At 46.4% G+C, this 19,047-nt stretch carries 23 protein-coding genes; 11 read left to right on the top strand and 12 right to left on the bottom strand.

The window, feature by feature from the left end; genetic code table 11:
• Nucleotides 1-59 precede the first annotated feature (59 nt).
• Together pyrE and rph are read right to left on the bottom strand one after the other, a co-directional pair.
• Nucleotides 60-704 carry an orotate phosphoribosyltransferase gene (gene pyrE / locus RJ32_RS12810; RefSeq protein ID WP_034822744.1) on the bottom strand — a complete coding sequence of 215 codons (645 nt, stop codon included), beginning with the start codon at nt 702-704 and terminating at the stop codon, nt 60-62.
• A 35-nt stretch (nt 705-739) separates the two neighbouring features.
• Nucleotides 740-1,453 carry a ribonuclease PH gene (gene rph, locus RJ32_RS12805; RefSeq protein WP_034822742.1) on the bottom strand — a complete coding sequence of 238 codons (714 nt, stop codon included), beginning with the start codon at nt 1,451-1,453 and terminating at the stop codon, nt 740-742.
• Between the two features lie 136 nt (nt 1,454-1,589).
• On the opposite strand from rph, the gene smrA reads away from it, so the two are divergent.
• Together smrA and RJ32_RS12795 are read left to right on the top strand one after the other, a co-directional pair.
• Nucleotides 1,590-2,177 (top strand): DNA endonuclease SmrA, encoded by a 588-nt coding sequence (gene smrA / locus RJ32_RS12800; protein ID WP_034822740.1) that lies wholly within the window; start codon nt 1,590-1,592, stop codon nt 2,175-2,177.
• Between the two features lie 9 nt (nt 2,178-2,186).
• Nucleotides 2,187-3,050, top strand: a complete 864-nt coding sequence (locus tag RJ32_RS12795) for a YicC/YloC family endoribonuclease (RefSeq protein ID WP_034822739.1) — start codon at nt 2,187-2,189, stop codon at nt 3,048-3,050.
• 201 nt (nt 3,051-3,251) lie between these two features.
• Here RJ32_RS12795 and RJ32_RS12790 read toward each other — a convergent pair whose 3' ends face one another.
• Complete coding sequence (locus RJ32_RS12790; RefSeq protein ID WP_034822738.1) at nt 3,252-3,827, bottom strand: helix-turn-helix domain-containing protein; 576 nt, start codon at nt 3,825-3,827, stop codon at nt 3,252-3,254.
• An 88-nt stretch (nt 3,828-3,915) separates the two neighbouring features.
• Here RJ32_RS12790 and RJ32_RS12785 point away from each other — a divergent pair, with 88 nt between their 5' ends.
• The 4 genes from RJ32_RS12785 to RJ32_RS12770 all read left to right on the top strand — a co-directional run bounded on the left by RJ32_RS12785 (nt 3,916) and on the right by RJ32_RS12770 (nt 8,152).
• A complete protein-coding gene (locus RJ32_RS12785) occupies nt 3,916-4,554 on the top strand; it encodes a LysE/ArgO family amino acid transporter (protein WP_034822737.1) in 639 nt (212 codons plus the stop codon).
• 127 nt (nt 4,555-4,681) lie between these two features.
• On the top strand, nt 4,682-5,785 hold the full coding sequence (locus RJ32_RS12780) for a Fic family protein (protein WP_034822736.1): 1,104 nt from the start codon (nt 4,682-4,684) through the stop codon (nt 5,783-5,785).
• A gap of 102 nt (nt 5,786-5,887) precedes the next feature.
• The gene (locus RJ32_RS12775) at nt 5,888-6,184 is read left to right on the top strand and encodes a hypothetical protein (RefSeq protein ID WP_034822735.1); all 297 of its coding nucleotides are present in this window, start codon (nt 5,888-5,890) and stop codon (nt 6,182-6,184) included.
• A 99-nt stretch (nt 6,185-6,283) separates the two neighbouring features.
• On the top strand, nt 6,284-8,152 hold the full coding sequence (locus tag RJ32_RS12770; protein ID WP_034822734.1) for a DUF885 family protein: 1,869 nt from the start codon (nt 6,284-6,286) through the stop codon (nt 8,150-8,152).
• 63 nt (nt 8,153-8,215) lie between these two features.
• Here the strand turns inward: RJ32_RS12770 and RJ32_RS12765 are convergent, their stop codons facing one another.
• Nucleotides 8,216-9,115 (bottom strand): sensor domain-containing diguanylate cyclase, encoded by a 900-nt coding sequence (locus RJ32_RS12765; protein ID WP_011235640.1) that lies wholly within the window; start codon nt 9,113-9,115, stop codon nt 8,216-8,218.
• 260 nt (nt 9,116-9,375) lie between these two features.
• Nucleotides 9,376-9,519 (bottom strand): DUF2256 domain-containing protein, encoded by a 144-nt coding sequence (locus RJ32_RS14565; RefSeq protein ID WP_082815469.1) that lies wholly within the window; start codon nt 9,517-9,519, stop codon nt 9,376-9,378.
• Between the two features lie 143 nt (nt 9,520-9,662).
• Here RJ32_RS14565 and RJ32_RS12760 point away from each other — a divergent pair, with 143 nt between their 5' ends.
• Entirely contained in the window at nt 9,663-10,133 is a 471-nt protein-coding gene (locus RJ32_RS12760) for a hypothetical protein (RefSeq protein WP_034822802.1), read from the top strand.
• A gap of 21 nt (nt 10,134-10,154) precedes the next feature.
• Here the strand turns inward: RJ32_RS12760 and RJ32_RS12755 are convergent, their stop codons facing one another.
• A complete protein-coding gene (locus tag RJ32_RS12755) occupies nt 10,155-10,433 on the bottom strand; it encodes a peptidylprolyl isomerase (protein ID WP_034822733.1) in 279 nt (92 codons plus the stop codon).
• 26 nt (nt 10,434-10,459) lie between these two features.
• Entirely contained in the window at nt 10,460-10,894 is a 435-nt protein-coding gene (locus tag RJ32_RS12750; RefSeq protein WP_034822732.1) for a nuclear transport factor 2 family protein, read from the bottom strand.
• 86 nt (nt 10,895-10,980) lie between these two features.
• Here RJ32_RS12750 and RJ32_RS12745 point away from each other — a divergent pair, with 86 nt between their 5' ends.
• On the top strand, nt 10,981-11,403 hold the full coding sequence (locus tag RJ32_RS12745) for a secondary thiamine-phosphate synthase enzyme YjbQ (protein WP_034822800.1): 423 nt from the start codon (nt 10,981-10,983) through the stop codon (nt 11,401-11,403).
• A gap of 135 nt (nt 11,404-11,538) precedes the next feature.
• Here the strand turns inward: RJ32_RS12745 and RJ32_RS12740 are convergent, their stop codons facing one another.
• Nucleotides 11,539-12,717: a nitrate/nitrite transporter gene (locus RJ32_RS12740; RefSeq protein ID WP_034822731.1), complete on the bottom strand. Its 1,179-nt coding sequence runs from the start codon at nt 12,715-12,717 to the stop codon at nt 11,539-11,541.
• A 133-nt stretch (nt 12,718-12,850) separates the two neighbouring features.
• Between RJ32_RS12740 and RJ32_RS12735 the strand changes: the two genes are divergently transcribed.
• Together RJ32_RS12735 and RJ32_RS12730 are read left to right on the top strand one after the other, a co-directional pair.
• Nucleotides 12,851-13,297, top strand: coding sequence for a GNAT family N-acetyltransferase (locus RJ32_RS12735; protein WP_034822729.1), 447 nt, complete (start codon nt 12,851-12,853; stop codon nt 13,295-13,297).
• A 77-nt stretch (nt 13,298-13,374) separates the two neighbouring features.
• On the top strand, nt 13,375-14,265 hold the full coding sequence (locus tag RJ32_RS12730) for a TIGR00730 family Rossman fold protein (RefSeq protein WP_034822727.1): 891 nt from the start codon (nt 13,375-13,377) through the stop codon (nt 14,263-14,265).
• Between the two features lie 25 nt (nt 14,266-14,290).
• On the opposite strand, the gene pgsW is transcribed toward RJ32_RS12730, so the two are convergent.
• Genes pgsW through pgsB form a run of 3 tightly spaced genes read right to left on the bottom strand, consistent with a single transcriptional unit; the run spans nt 14,291 to nt 17,234 of the window.
• Nucleotides 14,291-15,442, bottom strand: coding sequence for a poly-gamma-glutamate system protein (pgsW, locus tag RJ32_RS12725; protein ID WP_034822725.1), 1,152 nt, complete (start codon nt 15,440-15,442; stop codon nt 14,291-14,293).
• A 14-nt stretch (nt 15,443-15,456) separates the two neighbouring features.
• Nucleotides 15,457-16,032, bottom strand: coding sequence for a poly-gamma-glutamate biosynthesis protein PgsC (gene pgsC, locus RJ32_RS12720; RefSeq protein WP_011235627.1), 576 nt, complete (start codon nt 16,030-16,032; stop codon nt 15,457-15,459).
• Nucleotides 16,029-17,234, bottom strand: coding sequence for a poly-gamma-glutamate synthase PgsB (gene pgsB, locus RJ32_RS12715; protein WP_011235626.1), 1,206 nt, complete (start codon nt 17,232-17,234; stop codon nt 16,029-16,031). Before pgsB ends, pgsC begins: the two co-directional genes overlap by 4 nt.
• Before the next feature lie 103 nt (nt 17,235-17,337).
• Between pgsB and RJ32_RS12710 the strand changes: the two genes are divergently transcribed.
• Nucleotides 17,338-17,832 (top strand): DUF4199 domain-containing protein, encoded by a 495-nt coding sequence (locus tag RJ32_RS12710; protein ID WP_011235625.1) that lies wholly within the window; start codon nt 17,338-17,340, stop codon nt 17,830-17,832.
• Here RJ32_RS12710 and RJ32_RS12705 read toward each other — a convergent pair.
• Complete coding sequence (locus tag RJ32_RS12705) at nt 17,829-19,037, bottom strand: ectonucleotide pyrophosphatase/phosphodiesterase (protein ID WP_034822723.1); 1,209 nt, start codon at nt 19,035-19,037, stop codon at nt 17,829-17,831. The genes RJ32_RS12710 and RJ32_RS12705 overlap by 4 nt on opposite strands.
• Between the last annotated feature and the right edge of the window lie 10 nt (nt 19,038-19,047).

The following is a 19,047-nucleotide window of genomic DNA, read 5'->3' as shown; positions in this document are numbered from 1 at the left end:
ACATTCATGTCAGGTGAGATATTGGACCTGACGTAAACGTCAGGCTACGCACATTCGGATCAGGCGACGCCGAATTCGGCGCGATACGCTTCAACTTTGGGTAAATATTCCTTAAAGGTGTCGTCATCTTTCAAAAAGGTGATGACATCATTCAGGCTCACAATACTAACTACCTGAGCGCCAAAATCACGCTCAACTTCTTGAATGGCTGATAACTCGCCTTTGCCTTTTTCCTGACGGTCTAGAGCAATCAGAACACCGGACAATTCGGCGCCGTTCGTTTCGACAATCTCCATGGCTTCGCGAATTGCTGTGCCGGCGGTGATCACGTCATCCACCAGCATCACTTTGCCTTCCAGCGCTGAGCCCACCAGGTTACCGCCTTCGCCGTGGTCTTTCTTTTCTTTACGGTTAAAGCAATATGGGGTGTCCTGCTGATGGTGGTCGTATAAAGCAACGGCTGTGGCGGTGGCAATTGGAATGCCTTTGTAGGCCGGGCCAAAAAGCACATCAAAATCGATACCGGAGTCGACCAGCGCGGCGGCATAAAAGCGGCCTAAGCGAGCCAGGTCAGACCCTTTATTAAACAGCCCGGCATTAAAAAAGTAGGGGCTGGTGCGGCCGGACTTTAAGGTAAACTCACCAAACTTTAATACGCCACGCTCTATGGCAAACTCAATAAACTCTTTTTGATACGCTTTCATTGCTGAAGGGTTCCTCACCTACTGTTACACCAAATTTATGCTAAAGCTTGTTTCTGAATATCAATTAACTCGCGAATGCTGTGACGAGCCATTTCGACCAGCCTGTTCATTTCGTCAAAACTGAAGGCTTCGCCCTCGGCTGTGCCCTGAATTTCGATAAACTTACCGGCTTCTGTCATCACTATGTTCATGTCGGTATCGGCTTTTGAGTCTTCAATGTATTCAAGATCGCTGACCGGTTCGCCATCTAAAATACCGACTGAAATTGCCGCGACCATTTCTTTTAACGGGTTCACTTTAACCATACCTTGCGCCCGCATCCAGTTCAGCGCGTCAACTAAGGCGACACAAGCGCCAGTGATAGACGCGGTACGTGTGCCACCGTCGGCCTGAATCACGTCACAGTCGATAGTAATGGTGTGTTCGCCTAATGCGCTCATGTCGATGCAGGTACGCAGCGAGCGACCAATTAGGCGCTGAATTTCTAAGGTGCGACCACCTTGCTTACCGCGGGAAGCTTCGCGGGCGGAACGGGTATGAGTTGCGCGTGGTAACATGCTGTATTCAGCGGTAACCCAGCCCTGGCCTTTACCTTTTAAAAAGCGCGGAACGCCGCGCTCTACCGATGCATTACAAAGCACCTTGGTTTCGCCAAACTCGATTAAAACCGAGCCTTCTGCGTGTTTGGTAAAGTTACGGGTAATGGTTACCGGTCGAATTTGTTGTGCCGTACGGCCACTTGGACGCATGTCATCTCCTTACTGAGTGAATGTCGCAATGTATAAATTGAGCGCAATTGTAGCAGAATTGCACGATTAATGGATCGCGATTCGCGCAGCAACGTATTACACTAGACCGATTAGAAAAATATGGACGGGAGGCAGTATGTCGCGTTCAGATGATGAAGAATTTGAGCTGTTTCGTCAGGAAATGACTGACGTAACGCCCTTGGCGGGGGAAGAAGTTGCTGATATTAAGCAGGCTTTTGAACCGACGCTGGCGCAAAAAGAGCGGCGCCGGGCGGCGGAAGCAGAGGAAGAAGAAAATGCTAACTTCTTGTCGACTGAATATGTCGATTTAGTGGAGCCGGGTGAAGCTATCGAGTTTCACCGCGACGGGGTGCAAGCCGGTGTGTTTAAACGCCTGAAACAAGGCCGCTACACCATGGAGGCCAGCCTGAACTTGCATCACCACACGTTGCGTGAAGCACGCACGGCGGTATTTAACTTTGTGCAGGATTGTCATCAGGCGGGTATTCGCACTGCGCTAATTATTCATGGGCAAGGTAAACACTCGAAGCCACATCCGGCGTTGATAAAGAGCTATGTGAATAAGTGGCTGCGCGAAATGGCGCCGGTACTAGCATTCCATAGCGCGCAACGACCGCACGGCGGCCGCGGCGCAGCCTATGTAATGCTCAAGAAAAATGCTGAGCAAAAGCAAAAGAATCGCGAAAAACACGCGAAAAAATAAGGAATTGCAATGATTCAAAGCATGACAGGATACGCACGTTACGAGCATAAAGCTGATTGGGGCTCTGCCACGTGGGAAATTCGTTCCGTTAACCAGCGCTATTTAGAAACCTATTTTCGCCTGCCGGAAGCGTTCCGTTCGCTGGAAAACACCTTACGTGAACAGTTTCGTAAGAAACTGCAACGCGGCAAGGTTGAATGCAAACTCTATATACACATGGACGAAGCACGCCAGACAGAATTAAACATCAATGAACCGCTGGCTAAAAGTGTTATCGCTGGCGCTAAATGGGTCAGTCAGCAATCAGCCGCTGGTCAGCTGAATCCAATTGATGTGCTCAAGTGGCCGGGGGTAGTGAGTAATGATGAACAAGACATGGATGAAGTGCAAAAGGAAGTGTTAGCTGCGCTCGATAAAGCCACTGCTGATTTCATCGACAACCGCAAAAGTGAAGGCAGTGCCATCGATCGCATGCTGCAGGAGCGCTTAGACGGTGTGACCACGCAGGTGGCCTTTGTGCGTGAACGTATGCCCGAAGTTATGGCCTGGCAACGTGAGCGCTTACTAACTCGTTTTGAAGAAGCTAAAGTGGAGCTGGACCAGCAACGCGTTGAACAGGAAATGGTCATGCTGGCGCAGAAAACCGACGTAGCCGAAGAGCTCGATCGCTTAGACGCGCACGTGGAAGAAGCCCGCAAAATTCTGAAAAAAGGCGGCCCTTGTGGACGTCGTCTGGACTTCATGATGCAAGAGTTTAACCGTGAAGCAAACACCCTGGCCTCAAAGTCGATTAATGCCGATATCACCGCCGCTGCGGTAGAGCTTAAGGTGTTGATTGAGCAAATGAGAGAACAGATCCAAAATATAGAATGACGTGCTTTGAGTAGCCTGCGGTTTTACCGCAGGTGAGAGCTCATAGTTCAGTAAACCTCAGCAATCGAACAATATTTAACGCATCATCAATAGCTCGGTGATGCGTGCCTTCAAAAGACAAACCGTGATATTTAAGCGCATTGGCTAAGCCAGCGCTACGACTGTTCACTTTCCCCTGACGCCACTGTTGTTATGAAACGCCTACCGAGACTTTTCATAAACCGTCATTGTGAAGTGAACGGGTTCGGTAGTGCTGTTTAGGTAGGTGTGTTCGACATCCATTTCGGCGGTCATTGAGTCACCTGCGGATAACGTATAAGTTTCTTCATTCACCAAAACGTCTAAACAACCCTCCTCAACGTGAATGAGTTCAATGGTTCCTTTAGAGTGCGCCTCAGATACAAATTGTTCTTTGGGAAACATAGACCATCGCCATAACTCGATCATGATTGTGCCCTTTGAACCTGCAAGCAGTCGAGCAGCCCCCCCATGATCACCATTCCAGAGTGTCGGAATGTCCTGAGGCTGTCGAATCGTTACTTTCGGGTCGTCTGATACAGCTACTATATCCGCCACAGAAACGGCAAGTGCATTGGCTAATTTGCATAGAATTCCGATACTTGGGTTTGCACGCCCTTTCTCTATTTGCACTAGCATTCCCTTGCTGATTTCGGCATTTTTAGCCAGCTCATCAAGGGACATTCCGTATTGCTTACGAAAGGTGTAAACGCGTTTTGCGATAGCTTCGTTAATAGCTGTTTTATCTTTATCGGTCATTATATTGACTGTTTGTTTCTTTATATTAAACTGGAGATGATTTCCATTATCGTTGACTTAAACGATTAGAACAACGCAGGAAGTGATAATGTTTGAGTTTGTCAGTGTATTCGTTATGGGTGCCGTAATTTCTGGTGGGTTGATTATCGCAATTGGTAGCCAGAATGCATTTCTGTTAAAAACCGGGCTAACCAATAATCATCCGTTTGCAGCGGCGACCGTTTGCTTTATCGGCGATATTCTACTTATTGGTGCGGGCGTATTTGGCGTTGGCGCGCTCTTTTCGATTGAAAGCATCTGGGGGCAAATGCTGAGCTTAGCGGGTGCTATTTTCTTAATCTGGTATGGAAGTAATGCGCTAAAAGCTGCGATAAAAGGTGAAAGTCGATTATCGATAGAAAAGGGTGAAAGCAAAAGAACATCGCTTAAAAGCGCATTATTGATGGCTTTTGCAATGACATTTCTAAACCCACACGTTTATATAGACACTGTTGTTCTGGTTGGCGGTGTTACTGCTGGCTTTGAGCAAGTCTATAGACCGTGGTTCGTTGCCGGAGCTTTATGTGCCTCGGCAGTCTGGTTCTATACACTGGTATTTGTTGCAAAAAAACTTGCGAACAAACTGAATAAACCAAGAACCTGGCGTATTATCAATGCATTAATCAGTGCGGTAATGTATCTGATCGCAGGTAGTCTTTTAGTAGATTTAGTCCCGTATTGGCTTTAGCAGGTAAAAGGTACAGAAGTACCAATGTTTGCAAAATGAGCCGAATACACCTACTATTTGGCTCATATATCGAGCCGAATAAATTTAGTATTCAGCTCACGACGCAAGCAACTAAGGTAATCAGCAAATGACCGCGTGGCTTTGGCAACATAAAAATTGGCCGAACATGGTGTGGCAGCAACAACAGCTGGCGCCTTTGTTGCGTGGTGTTTATGATCGTCTTGGTCAGCTAAAGGGTAAATCTGCACTAGTTGAGAATGACGCTGAGTTTAGTCTGGATACGCTCTTGGCAAATATTGTTGCATCGTCGGCGATAGAAAGTGAAAAAGTTGATGTGTACGCGGTGCGCTCATCTTTGGCTCGGCAGTTCGGTATTAATGACGAATCACCGGTAAAAACAGATGGTTCCTCGGAAGGGCTAGCCAGTTTAATGCGATCTGCAGTAACAGACCTGGATGAGCCAATTAAATTAGAAAAGCTACTAAACTGGCATCGGTGGTTGTTTGAACATCATGAATCGCTTATGCAAAAAGTAGAGCCTGGTGTTTTGCGCGGTGAAGCACCTATGCAAATTGTTTCTGGCCCTATTTCACGACCGACCGTTCATTTTGAAGCGCCACCAAGAGCCAATATTGAGCCAGAGCTCGAAAGCTTTGTTAATTGGTACAACGAAACGCAGCAGGACTCGCACTACGACCCTTTGTTACGTGCTGCTATTGCCCATTTGTGGTTTGTGACAATACACCCATTTGAGGATGGGAACGGGCGTATAACTCGAGCGCTTACCGACAGAGCTCTGGCTCAGGCGGACAGGCAAAGTATTCGGTTATTTGCGATGTCCGAAGCGATTTTGGCAAATCGTACGGGTTATTACGACATACTGGAATATACCCAGAAACATGGGGTTGATATAACGCCATGGCTTGTTTGGTTTTTACAAACACTTACTGAAGCTATTGACGCTGCCCTAGTAAAAATTGACAGGGTTGTCGCTAAGGCAAAATTCTGGGCTCACCACGCGGATAAAAATGTTCAACCGAATCAGCAAAAGGTGCTTAACCGGTTGTTGGATGGTGATTTTGCGGACGGCATTAATGCATCGCAGTATAAGTCGGTGGCTAAAGTGAGCAAAGCAACGGCGACGCGACACTTGGCGGATATGGTTGCACAAGGGCTGCTTTATAAAACAGAAGGCGGTGGGCGAAGTACGCGTTATAAGGCTTCTACCTAACTTATCGACAACCACATGCTACCAGCATAGAGCACCGTAATAAATACGCTTTCCATACCAATATAGCCGAGGCTTTCTGTTGAACGAATACGAAAGGTTTCTATGCGAAAAACGGACAAAAAGCTAGAACGCGAGATAATCCGCGAACTGACTCAAATGTGCGAAGCCGCAAAGTTTGATCACGAGGGGTTTATCTGGCTGACTCATGAAGTGAACTACCAGCGCTTTCCGCAAAGCTTAAAGGTGACACTTGTGTTTAATGAAAGCGTAAGCGAAGAGGTTTTGCTGGCAGAGTTTCAGGCACTGATCCCAAAAGTGCAGTTAGCACTTGAACCGGTAATAGGTGAACCCTTGCCTGCGGCGCAAATTGAAGCCTGCCGGGAACATAGACTGCAATAAGCAGCTGCCTGCCTTAACAATTTACCCTGTGGTCGTGCCTGCGTTGACATACTGTGCTACAACAGATATCAAGTTTAGAAAACTGACAGGAGAGAACACATGTTTGAATATAAAAAGATAGCGCTGGCGGTCTCGCTAGTGTTAATGACAACAGCCTGCTCTGACGCTTCCAAAGAAGAAGCGACGACGGCAACTGCGGAGTCGAAAACTGCGACGACTGAAAACACTACCCATAATGCGGAGCAAACCGAATCGGAAAAGGCGAATAAGCTGTTTGAAGACATTTTCATGGAAAATGTTATGCGCAGCCCTATGTATCAGTCTTACCTTGGTATTAAAGATGACCAGGATAAATGGGACGATATTTCTGAAGAGCGCGCAAAAGAAGATTTAGAGTTTCAGAAAGCACAGCTGGAACGGGTAATGGCTATTGATGAGTCTAAGCTGAATGAGCAGACTAAAATAAGCTGGACGCTAATGAAGCAGAAGCTGGAAAACGACATTGCTGACTTTAAATGGCGTCACTATAACTACCCGGTTAACCAAATGTTCGGTATGCACTCCAGCGTAGCATCGTTGCTAATTAATCAGCACGGTATTAGCGAAGTGGATGATGCAGAAGACTATATTGCGCGTCTTAATGGCCTGCCGGAATTATTTGAGCAGTTGGCAGAGAACCTGGAGCTGCGGGCTGAGAAAGGCATTATCGCACCTAAGTTCGTTTACCCTTATGTCATTAGCGACAGTGAAAATATCATTACCGGTGCGCCGTTTGATGATGGTGAACCCAGCGCGTTATGGGCAGACTTTTCTAAGAAAATAGACGGCTTAGATATTGATGACAGTCAGCGCGATGAGCTTTTAGATTCGGCGAAAAAAGCGATGCTGGAATCAGTAAAACCGGCCTATGAAAGCTTGATCACCTCAGTAGAGGGCATTGCTGAGCAAGCGGATACTAAAGACGGCGCCTGGAAATTTCCTGATGGCGAAGCTTTTTATAATAACGCATTAAAACGCACCACCACGACCGATCTGACTGCCGATGAAATTCATCAAATTGGTCTGGACGAAGTAGAGCGTATTCACGAAGAAATGCGCGGCATTATGAAAGAAGTTGGCTTTGACGGCACGCTTCAGAAGTTCTTTGTGCATATGCGCAACAGTGACGACTTTACTTATTCGAGTACGGAAGAAGGTCGTCAACGTTATCTGGATGAAGCCACTGCCGTTATTGATGACATGCGTGGACGCCTTGATGAATTGTTTCTTAATAAACCAAAAGCTGAGTTAACGGTAAAAGCGGTAGAGCCTTTCCGCGAGAAGTCTGCAGGTAAAGCATTCTATCAGCAGCCGTCAATGGACGGTTCACGTCCGGGAATCTATTACGCCAACCTGTACGATATGTCATCTATGCCGACGTATCAGATGGAAGCTTTGGCTTATCATGAAGGTATTCCGGGTCACCATATGCAAATTGCAATGGCCCAGGAGCTGGAAGGTATTCCGAGTTTCAGAAAGTATGGCCGCTACACGGCTTATACAGAAGGCTGGGGGCTATATACCGAAAAACTTCCAAAAGAGATTGGCCTTTATGAAGACCCTTACTCTGACTTTGGTCGTTTAGCTATGGAGCTTTGGCGTGCAGTGCGTTTGGTTGTTGATACCGGTATCCATGACAAAAAATGGACTCGTGAAGAGGGTATCGATTTCTACGTGAACAATACGCCGAACGCGAAAGCCGATGCCGTGAAAATGGTTGAGCGTCATATTGTTATGCCAGGCCAGGCAACAGCCTATAAAATTGGTATGAACAAAATTCTTGAATTGCGCGAAAAAGCTAAATCAGAGCTTGGTGATGCGTTTGATATTCGTGAGTTCCATGACGTTGTGCTGGGTAGTGGTCCGGTACCACTTAATGTACTTGAGCAATTCGTTAACGACTATATTAGCGAAACGAAAAGTTCTTAAATCTTTTCCCTAAATACAGCGCATCACCGCACTAACTCTGCGGTGATGCGCTGCTTTCATTGGTTATTCACTTAGTCGATTCCCACCGCCGCGCTTGGCCTGATACATAGCTTGATCTGCCCGGTTTATTAGAGCGTCTACGGTGTCTCCGTGTTTAGGCCACAGAGCCATTCCTATACTGGCGGTAACAACCTCTTCTCCATGCGGCAGTATTAATGGTGCCTGCATTGCCTGACGAATTTTCTCAGCAACGGTTCGCACTATATCGACTCCTTCATCTGTTGTCGGAACCGCATCAATAAGTACCACAAACTCATCGCCACCTAAGCGCGCTACCGTGTCGGTTGCACGAACTGAAGCTGCAATCCGTTCAGCAACTCCCTTCAGTAACTGGTCTCCGGTTGCGTGCCCATAGGCGTCATTGATAACTTTGAATTTATCGAGATCTAAATACAACAGACCCAGGCCGCCGCCATCGCGTTCTGCTCGTGTTTGTGATGTACGAACCCGGTCATAAAATAGTGCGCGGTTGGGGAGCTGGGTTAATGGATCGGTCAGTGCCATATGCTCTAAGCGCGCTATTAAAGCTTCACGTTCTGCTTCAAGTTGCTTTTGCTCAGATACATCCCGGGCAACGCCAACCCGCATCTGGTCTCGTTCAGACCAGCGCGCGGACCATAGCAAATGCACTATTGAGCCGTCTTTACGTATGTATCGGTTCTCGAACTGAACAACCTCGTTACCTGAGTTGACTTGTTGAGCGATAGCCATGGTTGCCTGATGGTCATCGGGGTGCATAAAGTCAAACATTGAACGACCAATCATTTCTTCAGGGGTATAACCAAAAACACGGGCTGCACCCGGGCTCAAATAACTGAACTGGTGCTGCTTATTAACAACGCAAATCGCATCTAATAGCAAATCCATGTATTCGGCAAGATCGGCGAACGCGGCTTTATTCATTGAAAATATAAGACCCGGCTGGTGTAAATAGGAATATGGACATGGTTACGCTTAAGCAAAACCATTGTCCACTGTTTTAAGCAGGTTTTCTCCTGTGCGATTTAGTACGTAATTTTATGTTCGTAGGTTCAGTATACACATTCCAATCTTTACAAAACCACGCTAGCATAGAAGAAAAGCGGCTAAAGAATTTTATGAAATATTGGCGAAAATACCACCCGACTATTGGCGCTGATGACCCTCGGTATCATCAGGTGTCGCTAGTTTTGACGGCCTTGTCTTCGACAGCGTTCAGAGCAGTATTTAACGTCATCCCAGCAGTCCTTCCATTTTTTACGCCAGACAAATGGACGCTGGCAAACCGGACATAGCTTGCTGGGCAGGTGCGGTTTTTGGTGCGCCAATTGAAAGCTCCTCTTTTAATAAAGCATGAACAGCGTTTATTCCAACTGCATTCTACGGCTCCTTAAAGATATTGAAAGAGTTGAGTGAAATCTCCACTTCTGTGCTATTGATTAAGGATGGAATTGAAACCGAGAGTCGTATTATGAAACACAACATTTCTTATGGTTTAGTTTTTGGTCTGGCGTTGTTAATGGCGGGCTGTGCGTCACCGTCTTCTTCCGTGCTTATTGGTGATGCTCGTCCGGAAATTCCGGCTGAGCAGGTAAAAGTCTATTTAGAAAAACCAGAAAACTATGAGGAAATAGCTTTAATTGAAGCAACCAGCGACTCCTCGTGGAGCTTTGGTGAGCAGGCGAAAATGGACGCGGTATTAAAGCGCCTGAAACAGGAAGCGGCAAAAGTTGGTGCTAATGGAATTTTGCTTCAAAAAACGGGTGAAAAAGAAGGTAACTCTGTTTATGTCGGCACCGGCGCAGGGAAATACTCGGGTAACTTGGGCTTAGGAGTAAGTGTGGGTAAGGCTTTTGGGTTGACTGATAAAACCGGAGAAGGCATTGCTATTTATGTAAAATCTGAAAACGAGAAAGGCGTTGAGCCGGAACAAAATAATTAAGTCCGGCACCGCCCCGGCTAGCTAGCTGCGAGACAACGTCTTAATTAAGTGCCAGCCAAATTGGGTTTTGACCGGGCCATGCACTTCAAGAGTGGGCTTGCCGAACACTACTTTGTCAAAAGCAGGAACCATTTGTCCGCGGTTAAACTCGCCTAAGTCACCACCTTTTTTGCCCGAGGGGCAAAGTGAATGCTTACGTGCAAGCTCGGCAAACTTAGCACCTTTGGTCAGTTGCTCTTTTAGTTTTTCGGCTTCATCTTTAGTCTCGACTAAAATATGTAATGCGTGTGCTCTTGCCATTTTTACCCCCGGCGTTTATGTCGGTTTTATTCAGGGACTTCAGTCGCGTTCCAGTTAACTGCCTGCCAGCGACCATCCCGCTCAATGAGAACGCCGGTATTGTAATAGTATTTTGTCACTTTTCCTTCTTCTTCGGCGGTTAGTGTGAAATTAAAAACCACAGTGTCACCAAATTGCTTTACTTCGATATCTTCGGCCTCGTACCACACTTCAACTTCTTCCGGGTCTTTGGTCTTTGAGCTTTTAACGCCGGACATAAGATGCTCTTTACCAAAGCGGTTTCCAGTCGAGCTGGTGTAAGTGAGTTCTTCTGCCCAGAAGTTATCGTGAACCTTGTGGTCATTGATGCTGGCACCGTAAAGAAAGCCCTCAACAGCCTTCGTTGTCGCTTCCTCTACATTTTCTTGAGCTAAAACCGTACTGCTGAATAGCAGGCTGAAAACTATAATTAAGTATCGCATCGTCAGTCTTCCTTTAAGTTATACTTTTATTTTCTGTATGCTGTCAGCATATGGCAAGCTCTGATATACGGCAAACAGGTTTACAAATGCTTATCAAACAAACGGAACTTCAGTTAGCGGCTAAGCCGCGTGGTTTTCATCTTATTAGTCATGAAGTAGAACAAGCTTTATCACAACTCGGTTCGGTTAAAGCTGGGCTATTACACGTATTTATAAAACACACATCGGCATCGCTGACCATCAACGAAAACGCTGATCCAACAGTGCGGCAGGATTTTGAAAGCCACTTTAATGAAATGGTACCGGAGAATGCGCCCTATTACCGGCATACATTTGAAGGTTCTGACGACATGCCCGCACATTTAAAGTCCAGTATTCTGGGAAGTAGCGTGACGGTTCCGGTTACCGAAGGTGGTCTGAATATGGGAACATGGCAAGGTATATACCTATGTGAACATAGAGATCATGGTGGCGCTCGTACTTTAGTTTTGACATTGCAGGGTGAGTGAGGGGTAGCGAGTACTCACTTAGCCAAACCTGGCAATAAGAAAAATAAGAGCTAAAGCAGCAATTATCCCGACAATGGTGAAAATGCCGTGCTTGTAGATACGCTGGTCTTTCTGTTCTGTCGTCATGTTTCTTCTCTATGCTGATAATTTACGCATTGCCCATAAACCAATAACGGGACCGGGCAGTAAAAGCCAGGTGACCCATTCATTATGTATAGACCACAAGTTGCTGGTTAGCCATATTGCCGGTAGTGTTAAAGAAAAGCCAATGGCATTCATTATAGCCAGTGCCGAACCAATATTCTCCTTTGGCGCAAACTGGGCGGCTAGTGCCGAAAACTGTGGCGAGTCAGCGATAACAGTTAGACCCCACAATAGTAACAAACCGAAAATTAACTCTGCAGGAAGCTCTGTCATTAAAGGGTATAGTAAGCAAATGGCACCGGAACTGAATAAAGCCAGTCGGGCAACGCGTAAACCGCCTATTTTTTTACTCATGATACCGCCGCCAATACAGCCCAGACTGCCAATAGCAATAATACTAAATGCCAGCCAGGATGCCGCGCTTAATGGCAGGTTTAGAGTCGCCAGTGGGTGCAATACCAACAAGGGTGTCAGCATCCAAAAAGCGTAGAGCTCCCAGGCATGACCAAAATAGCCTATTGCTATGGCACGAAATTTAGGTTGGATTAATGCGCGTAATCCGGAACGGAACGTGTGGGGCTTCGCTACGCTAGGTAAATGAGGCCCACTACCAAGCCAGCCCACTAATAAACCACCAAGCAATGCCAATAGTGAAGAGGCCAGTAACGGGATCTGCCATGAAAAATCCAGAGTTATGCCGCGCATGAGGTGGGGCAAGGCCGTGCCCAGAGTAAGCATCGCCAATAGCCAGGCAAGTGCACTGCCAGCGTAACGGGGCACCCAGGATATCACCAGTTTCATTCCCATTGGGTAAATTCCAGCTAAGCACAGCCCGGTTAAAAAGCGCAGCAACCAGGCTATGCTGGAAATATCAACGGTAAGAATAAAGAGTGCATTAACGACTGCGCCAAGCATGCTTGAGAACAGGAAGATCTGACTGGCGCGGTAACGGTCAGCCAACCCGGTTAATGCCAGTGACAGAGTGCCAATAATAAAGCCCAGCTGCACAGCCAGGGTTAGAGCGCCTAAGTCTGATTCAGTGAGTTGCTGCTCTGCCGATAAAGGATGCCAGACTCCGTTAATACTGAACCACAGGGAAGTACCGAGTAATTGAGAGAGAATAATTAAGGGTAAAGCGAGCTTCTGGTGCAGTTTGGTATTGCTTAGCATGGTGCCGTTAATTACCTCTTATAGGAGGTTATTTTTATCTGCTTTACATTACCTTAGTTAACGAACTAATGCGACGTTGGCTTTTTTTCTGTGATAATTTACGTTGAAAATCCCACTATTTAGACAAAGAGCGATGCTAAAGAAAGCTGAAATCAACGAATTAAAAGTGGCACTGACCTGGCCTGAGAATGCTGCCGAGTTTCGTCTGTGGTTTGGCGATAAAGTTCGGTATGGCAGCCCGGCAGAGGCTATTTGGCGACAGATTAAAGGCAATGAGCGCGGGACTTTTGCATTTTATCAGAATGAAGAGCTGGTTGGTTTTGCTCAGGCCTATGAAAAAGTAGAGAATGGTATTCACCTGGCGTGCCTTATTGTTAACCCAAAAGTTAGAGGTCAAGGGGTCGGTCGGTTGTTTGTAAAAGCATTACTGGAAAATGCCTGGGCGCAGCAGCAAACCCGGTTTATTACGTTGAATGTATATCCTGAAAATATCCCGGCCCGGTCACTTTATAAAGATTTGGGATTTCAAGAGGTGGGCGAGAATAATGACATGGTCTCTATGCGGCTGGAGAGAGAATAATTCAAAAGGCTTTGCTCTGTATTTAAGATAAACTGGCCGTTATTGGTCAACACTAAATCTATGCATACGGGCTTCCCATGACAGAAAATGAATTACATCGACGCCGCTTAATTTCAGCAAAGCAGTCTGAAGAATCTATTGCCAAGATAGAAGGGCAAGGTTCGTATAAGCTGGCATTTGCCGACCATGAATTTTTACTGCAGGACGATTTGCGCGCGGTACGCTTGCAACTGGAGTATTTAAAGCCTCAGTTAACCCTCGAAAAGCATCAGATAGACGCAACCATTGTTGTGTTTGGTAGTGCACGATTTTTATCCCCCGAACAGGCGCAGCATGATGCCCGAATGGCCGAGCAGGCATTAGCAGAAGACCCGGATAACGACAGCTTAAAGGGTAACTTAAAGCGTGCTCAGCGGGCATTAAAAAATAGCGCTTATTATCAGCAGGCATTGGATTTTTCGCGTATTGCGACTGAACATAACCTGAGGCACGATGAAGAAAACCTGATGATTGTTAGTGGCGGTGGTCCCGGCATAATGGAAGCTGCAAACCGTGGTGCGATGGAAGCCGGAGGCGAAAGTATTGGGCTGAATATCGTACTGCCTCATGAGCAACGCCCGAACCCATATATAACGCCTGAATATTGCTTTCAATTTCATTATTTTGCTATTCGCAAAATGCACTTTCTGCAACGAGCCCGTGCGTTAGTTGCTTTTCCCGGAGGGTTTGGAACACTCGATGAGTTATTCGAAACCTTAACTTTGGTACAAACCAAAAAGTCTGAGCCAGTACCTATCGTTTTGGTTGGTTCTGAGTTTTGGAGTCGGGCAATCGATTTCGATTTACTGGTAGAAGAAGGCACTATTGCAGAATACGACTTAGATTTGTTCCAGATTGTAGATAGTGCGGAAGACGCGTGGCAGGCAATTTGTCATTGTTATGACTTAAAAAACGGGAGCAAAGGTTAACTTGCTCCCGTTGCGCTTGGTTCTATTAAACCATCGGTTTCGTGCTCTTACCGCTTTCGCCGGTTCGGCGCCACAAGCTAGTGATGCGTGCAGAGCGGACGATAAGCCAGGTCATGGCGAATAAACCAAGGCCTAAACCAAGTGCTAACCAGCGGTTATAAACGGTTGCTGAATAGATACCGCCATTGCCAACGGGCACAACTTCTTGTGGCATTAACGGAAGGCCATGTCGTGTGGCCATATCTTTAATGCCACTAAAGTGAATACCCGGAATATCTTCTTGCAGGAAATAGCCCATCATGGTGTCGACAGCAAAAGCTCGTGAAGGAGCGTCCCTCTGAAGACCAGACTTGAACATATCATCAATACCGGGAGGGCCTACTATAGTCGCGCCACCACCGACGTTTACAAAAGCTTTGTATTGACGGTCAGCTGAATATTCACGAAATATGGCAATACGGTCAGCGACGGCTTCCTGGTAGCTTGCAGGATCAATAAAATTGATACCGGCTCTTTCTATTGTATTTCGTATTGAGGTAATGCCTTCTTCGGGAATACCAATTCCCCGATCTTCAATACCTCCGATAGAAGCGTAAACGGGTTTTGAACTGAGTACGCCGGCTTCGCGGAGTTCTCGCTCCATATCAAGCCATAGAAAGTTGGGTACGTTTCCGCCCCACTGCGAGGATGATGCGGAAGCGATAATAATCGCTTCTGCTCCCATCGCTTCGATAGCTGAATAGACGGCCAGGTTCATTGCCGGAAAGGAGCCTGATACCGTAACTGCAACTAAATCTCCTTCCTGCACACCAGCATCTGCCATTAATTTGACCGCGACCGCTGCCCAGTTAGGGTTAACAGTGGTTTGTTTGGATTCGCGACTACCATGGTTAGTGGTAACAATACTGTTTTCCAAACCAACCATGCCAGAGCGTTGGGGGTCGAACTCCGGGTTAATTGGAGCCAGTTTTGCGCGTAACGGTTTAAGAACCTGCATACCTTCACGCATTATTTTTGACGCATTAACCATGGTTGCGTAATTGTCATCAACGACGGGATCGCGTTGTTTTATATTTTCCGCAGAAACCATAACGATTACTGACAGTACGATAAGAAAAATAAGTCCCCAGGTTGGTACGCCCGACGAACGCCAATAAATCTTTGTAAAACTACTCATGATTCGTCCTCCTGTTACCAGCCTGGCATCTGAAATGCTTGGCTTGCTTCGTACATTTGTAATGATTCCGGCATAATAATGATAAGTGCCAAGCGGACCAGTACCGCAGTTACTGCGAGTCCGCATAAGGTCTGCAGTACGCCTTGCCGATCAAACCAAATAGCGATAAGCCCGGGAATAATGTAGCCGACGATGCTACTTTCCATAATCGACATCATAAAGCTAGATTCAAGAGTGGCAACTTGAGCCTGTGCATCACCACCGCCTGCTATCATTTGCAAATCTACCCAGTTAACAATGTTACCAAGGAATAAATCCATCAAGCCGGCAATGAGATAACCGGTAAGAATCATGATAATGGTTTGGCGACGCCCATAAATAATAGCGAAGCTGGCAATAACTCTGACAATTAGGTAGGTAATAAGCGCCGCAACAAGCGTGATAGCCAAGCTTAGAGGATCAGTCAGTTGCAATGCAACATAACCGGGAACAACCAAGCCGCCGGCGGCTAAACCTAATGTTTGTGTGAGTAACAAAGTAAAAAATAAACCGACACCAATGGCAACGGCAAGAATGTTTAATGCAATCATAAATCTTCCTCCTTGATTGCCCGGTTCTGGAAGAAACGAGCGACTTCTTCGCCACCTCCGTGAATGTTGCACATACCGACAACTAATGCGCTGCTGCCGGATTCTTCTAAAATAGTTTCGGTAATTTCGGTCATCTCAGCATTTTCCATAACAAGTAGCTTTTCGGGGTCAAGGCCGTATTTCACGGCATTACGGACGAAAATGAAGGTTCCTGAGCCCATCAGCAGATATTTATCTGCCGGACTCCATTTGACGATGTCTTCGGCCATTTGCTGAGAGCGGTGGGGGCGGTCAGCCCTGCAGTTGATCAAAACAATTTTACGTCGCTCTTCGCCATGTTTTTCCAGCATATTTTCCCAAATGCGTCCTGTAGACTCAGGGTCATTGGCTGCAAAGGCGTTGACGAATACAATTTCGCGCTTGAAGTAGTTAACGTGAAGAACCTGCATGGCACCCGCTTCCGGCTCTAATGCAACCATGCCATCCAGAGCTTTCTCCCGGTCAACACCAAGGTGCTGGCAGACATTCAGAGCTAAAGCAACATTTTCGGCGTGCTCTGCGTAACGGAAACGCTTCATGGTGTCATCGGTAATAGCGTTAACTTCGTCCTCGGTTACGCCATGCAGTTCACTTTTACGGTCGTTACATGAATGTTTAAACACATCCAGTAAGTCGCGTTCTGCGGTGAATAAGTCGCCTTTTAGTGGGGTGCTACCTGCCAGAGCTAAGGCGACATCGTTCTCACCGGGGCCCATAACATCTAAATGGTCGGCACGGGCATTGGTAATAACACCAACAGTTGAGCGAACCATTCGCAATTCACTCAAAGACTGATACTGAGGCTGCAGTGCCATACATTCCATAACCACAATTTCAGGCTTTAATGCTGCCATTCTTTTGAGTGTGCGCATTTGTTCAATAATATTTGCACCGCTTATTCGGTAAATAGGAAATTCGCGACCATCCGGGTCGGTAATAGCTGCTGCAGAACCAGTTGTTTTAGCACAAATGCGTTTACCACCACTGCGTAATCCTGCCGCAATTAACCGGGTAACGCTGGTTTTTCCCCGAGTACCATTTACATGGACTCGCACTGGAATTTTACGGACAAGTGCCCAATGGCGAACGGCCTCAAAAGCGCCGGCTATCACCAGAACAACCCACAGTGCAGCCACGATAGCGAGCATGCTGGGTATTTCCACGAGAATCCTCCTGAATTAATTCGTTTAAAACGGGACTATAATTACAGACTATCCCTTAATAGTGCTATTGTTTTTAGGGATCTTTACAAAAGGGTAATCCAGAATGCTTAAAACACGAACAACAGAAATAAAGTGGGGCGTTATTTTTATTATAGTCAGTATGTTGTGGGTATTAATAGCAAGGCTAGTTGGTCTTCATGACAATTACATTGCTTACCATTCAACTTACTCGAACTTCTTTGCACTTATTGCTATCGCCATTTATGTATTAGCACTTAGAGAAAAACGAGAAAAAGATCTTAACGGATCAATGACCTGGAAACAGGGGTTTATCAGTGGTCTGATTATAGCCATTGTGGTGGCGGTTTTAACGCCAATTAGCCAGTGGATAACACACGTTATTATTTCACCGAATTATTTTGAAAACGTTAGTAACTTTGCTGTTAATGAAGGTGGAATGGACGCTGAGCAAGCAGAAGTTTATTTTACTTTAGGTAGCTATATTATTCAGTCAATGCTTTTTGCCCTTGTTGTCGGCACCATCACGGCAGCAATAGTCGCGATATTTATGAAAACACCGCAACTTGACGATAATTAATTCGCTTTTAAGATTGGCCGGAGTACGTCAGCCCGGCCATCAATTTCGGTGAGCAGCTCTAAATTGAGTAATTCTGCCAGCATTGGGTATATATGGATATTCTCAAAACGCTCAATTTGCTGGCCACGATGAAAACCGCTTCCGGCTGCAACAAAAAAGCCGTCCATATCGCGGGTGCCGTAATACCCGTGAGTGCCGCCGTCTGACCACTGACTACGCGGTCGTGTAGCGAAGCTGGTAGGAGCATCCGTTGCTAAAACAATGGCAGGAACCCGTGGGCTATTCACGAAGTGCCGTTGAGCCAACGCTGCTTCCGATTCTGTATAAAAGGGGGCATCAGCCATTTGGTTCAGGCGTTGTCGGAGTGAGTCCACTTGCTTGTCCGAAGTCTCCTCATTTGCGTAAATAAGCAGTCGAGTTTGTGCATTCACAACGTTAAAAAGCTCTTCATCAATATTCAGCTCATTAACATCAATCATATTGTTGGCCTTTATCGGCGCCATGCCGTGGTCAGAAACCAGAACCAGATTAACCGGCGCATCCACTTCCGTTTGCATTCGCTGCCATAACTCGCCAATAAGCTTATCAACGTGCTGAACTGCACCTTTCACTTGTTTAGCGCCCGGGCCAAACCGATGACCCATTGTGTCAACGACAGAAAAATAGCCAGTAACCAGTCTTGGACGCGCTTGCTCCGGTAACTTTAACCATTCAATAATTTGGTCTACTCGTTGGCTATTAGGAACCGGTGTACTGTAATGATAGAAGTAACTGGGCGTCCGGCCATTAATGCGGGCATCAGACTCAGGCCAGAAAAAGGTCGCCGCTTTTACGCCCTGAAATTCGGCAAGGTTCCATAGGGGTAAAGCGGTAATCCAGCTACTGTCCTCTAAGCCGTCGCCCATGCTGTACTTTTGCTGGCGTTCGGTATCGTAAAAATTATTATCCACCAGGCCGTGATTAGTGGGATAACGGCCGGTGATAATAGATAGATGATTTGGGAATGTCTTTGACGGATAAACAGGAATAAGCCCTTTACTGCGCACACCGCTTTTAGCTAATTCTGCAATGTTTTTGGCGTCATGTTTTTCAATATAGTCGTGACGAAAGCCATCAATTGAAATAAGCACCACAGTTTGTTCATTACTTTTCCCGAAAGTAAATGACGAAAAAAGAACAAGGCAGACAGCTAAAAGCGTTCTCATAGTAATTTCC

Source organism: Idiomarina sp. 28-8 (genome assembly GCF_000320945.2).
Classification (GTDB): Bacteria; Pseudomonadota; Gammaproteobacteria; order Enterobacterales; family Alteromonadaceae; genus Idiomarina; species Idiomarina loihiensis.
This window is presented reverse-complemented; position numbering and strand designations above follow the sequence as displayed.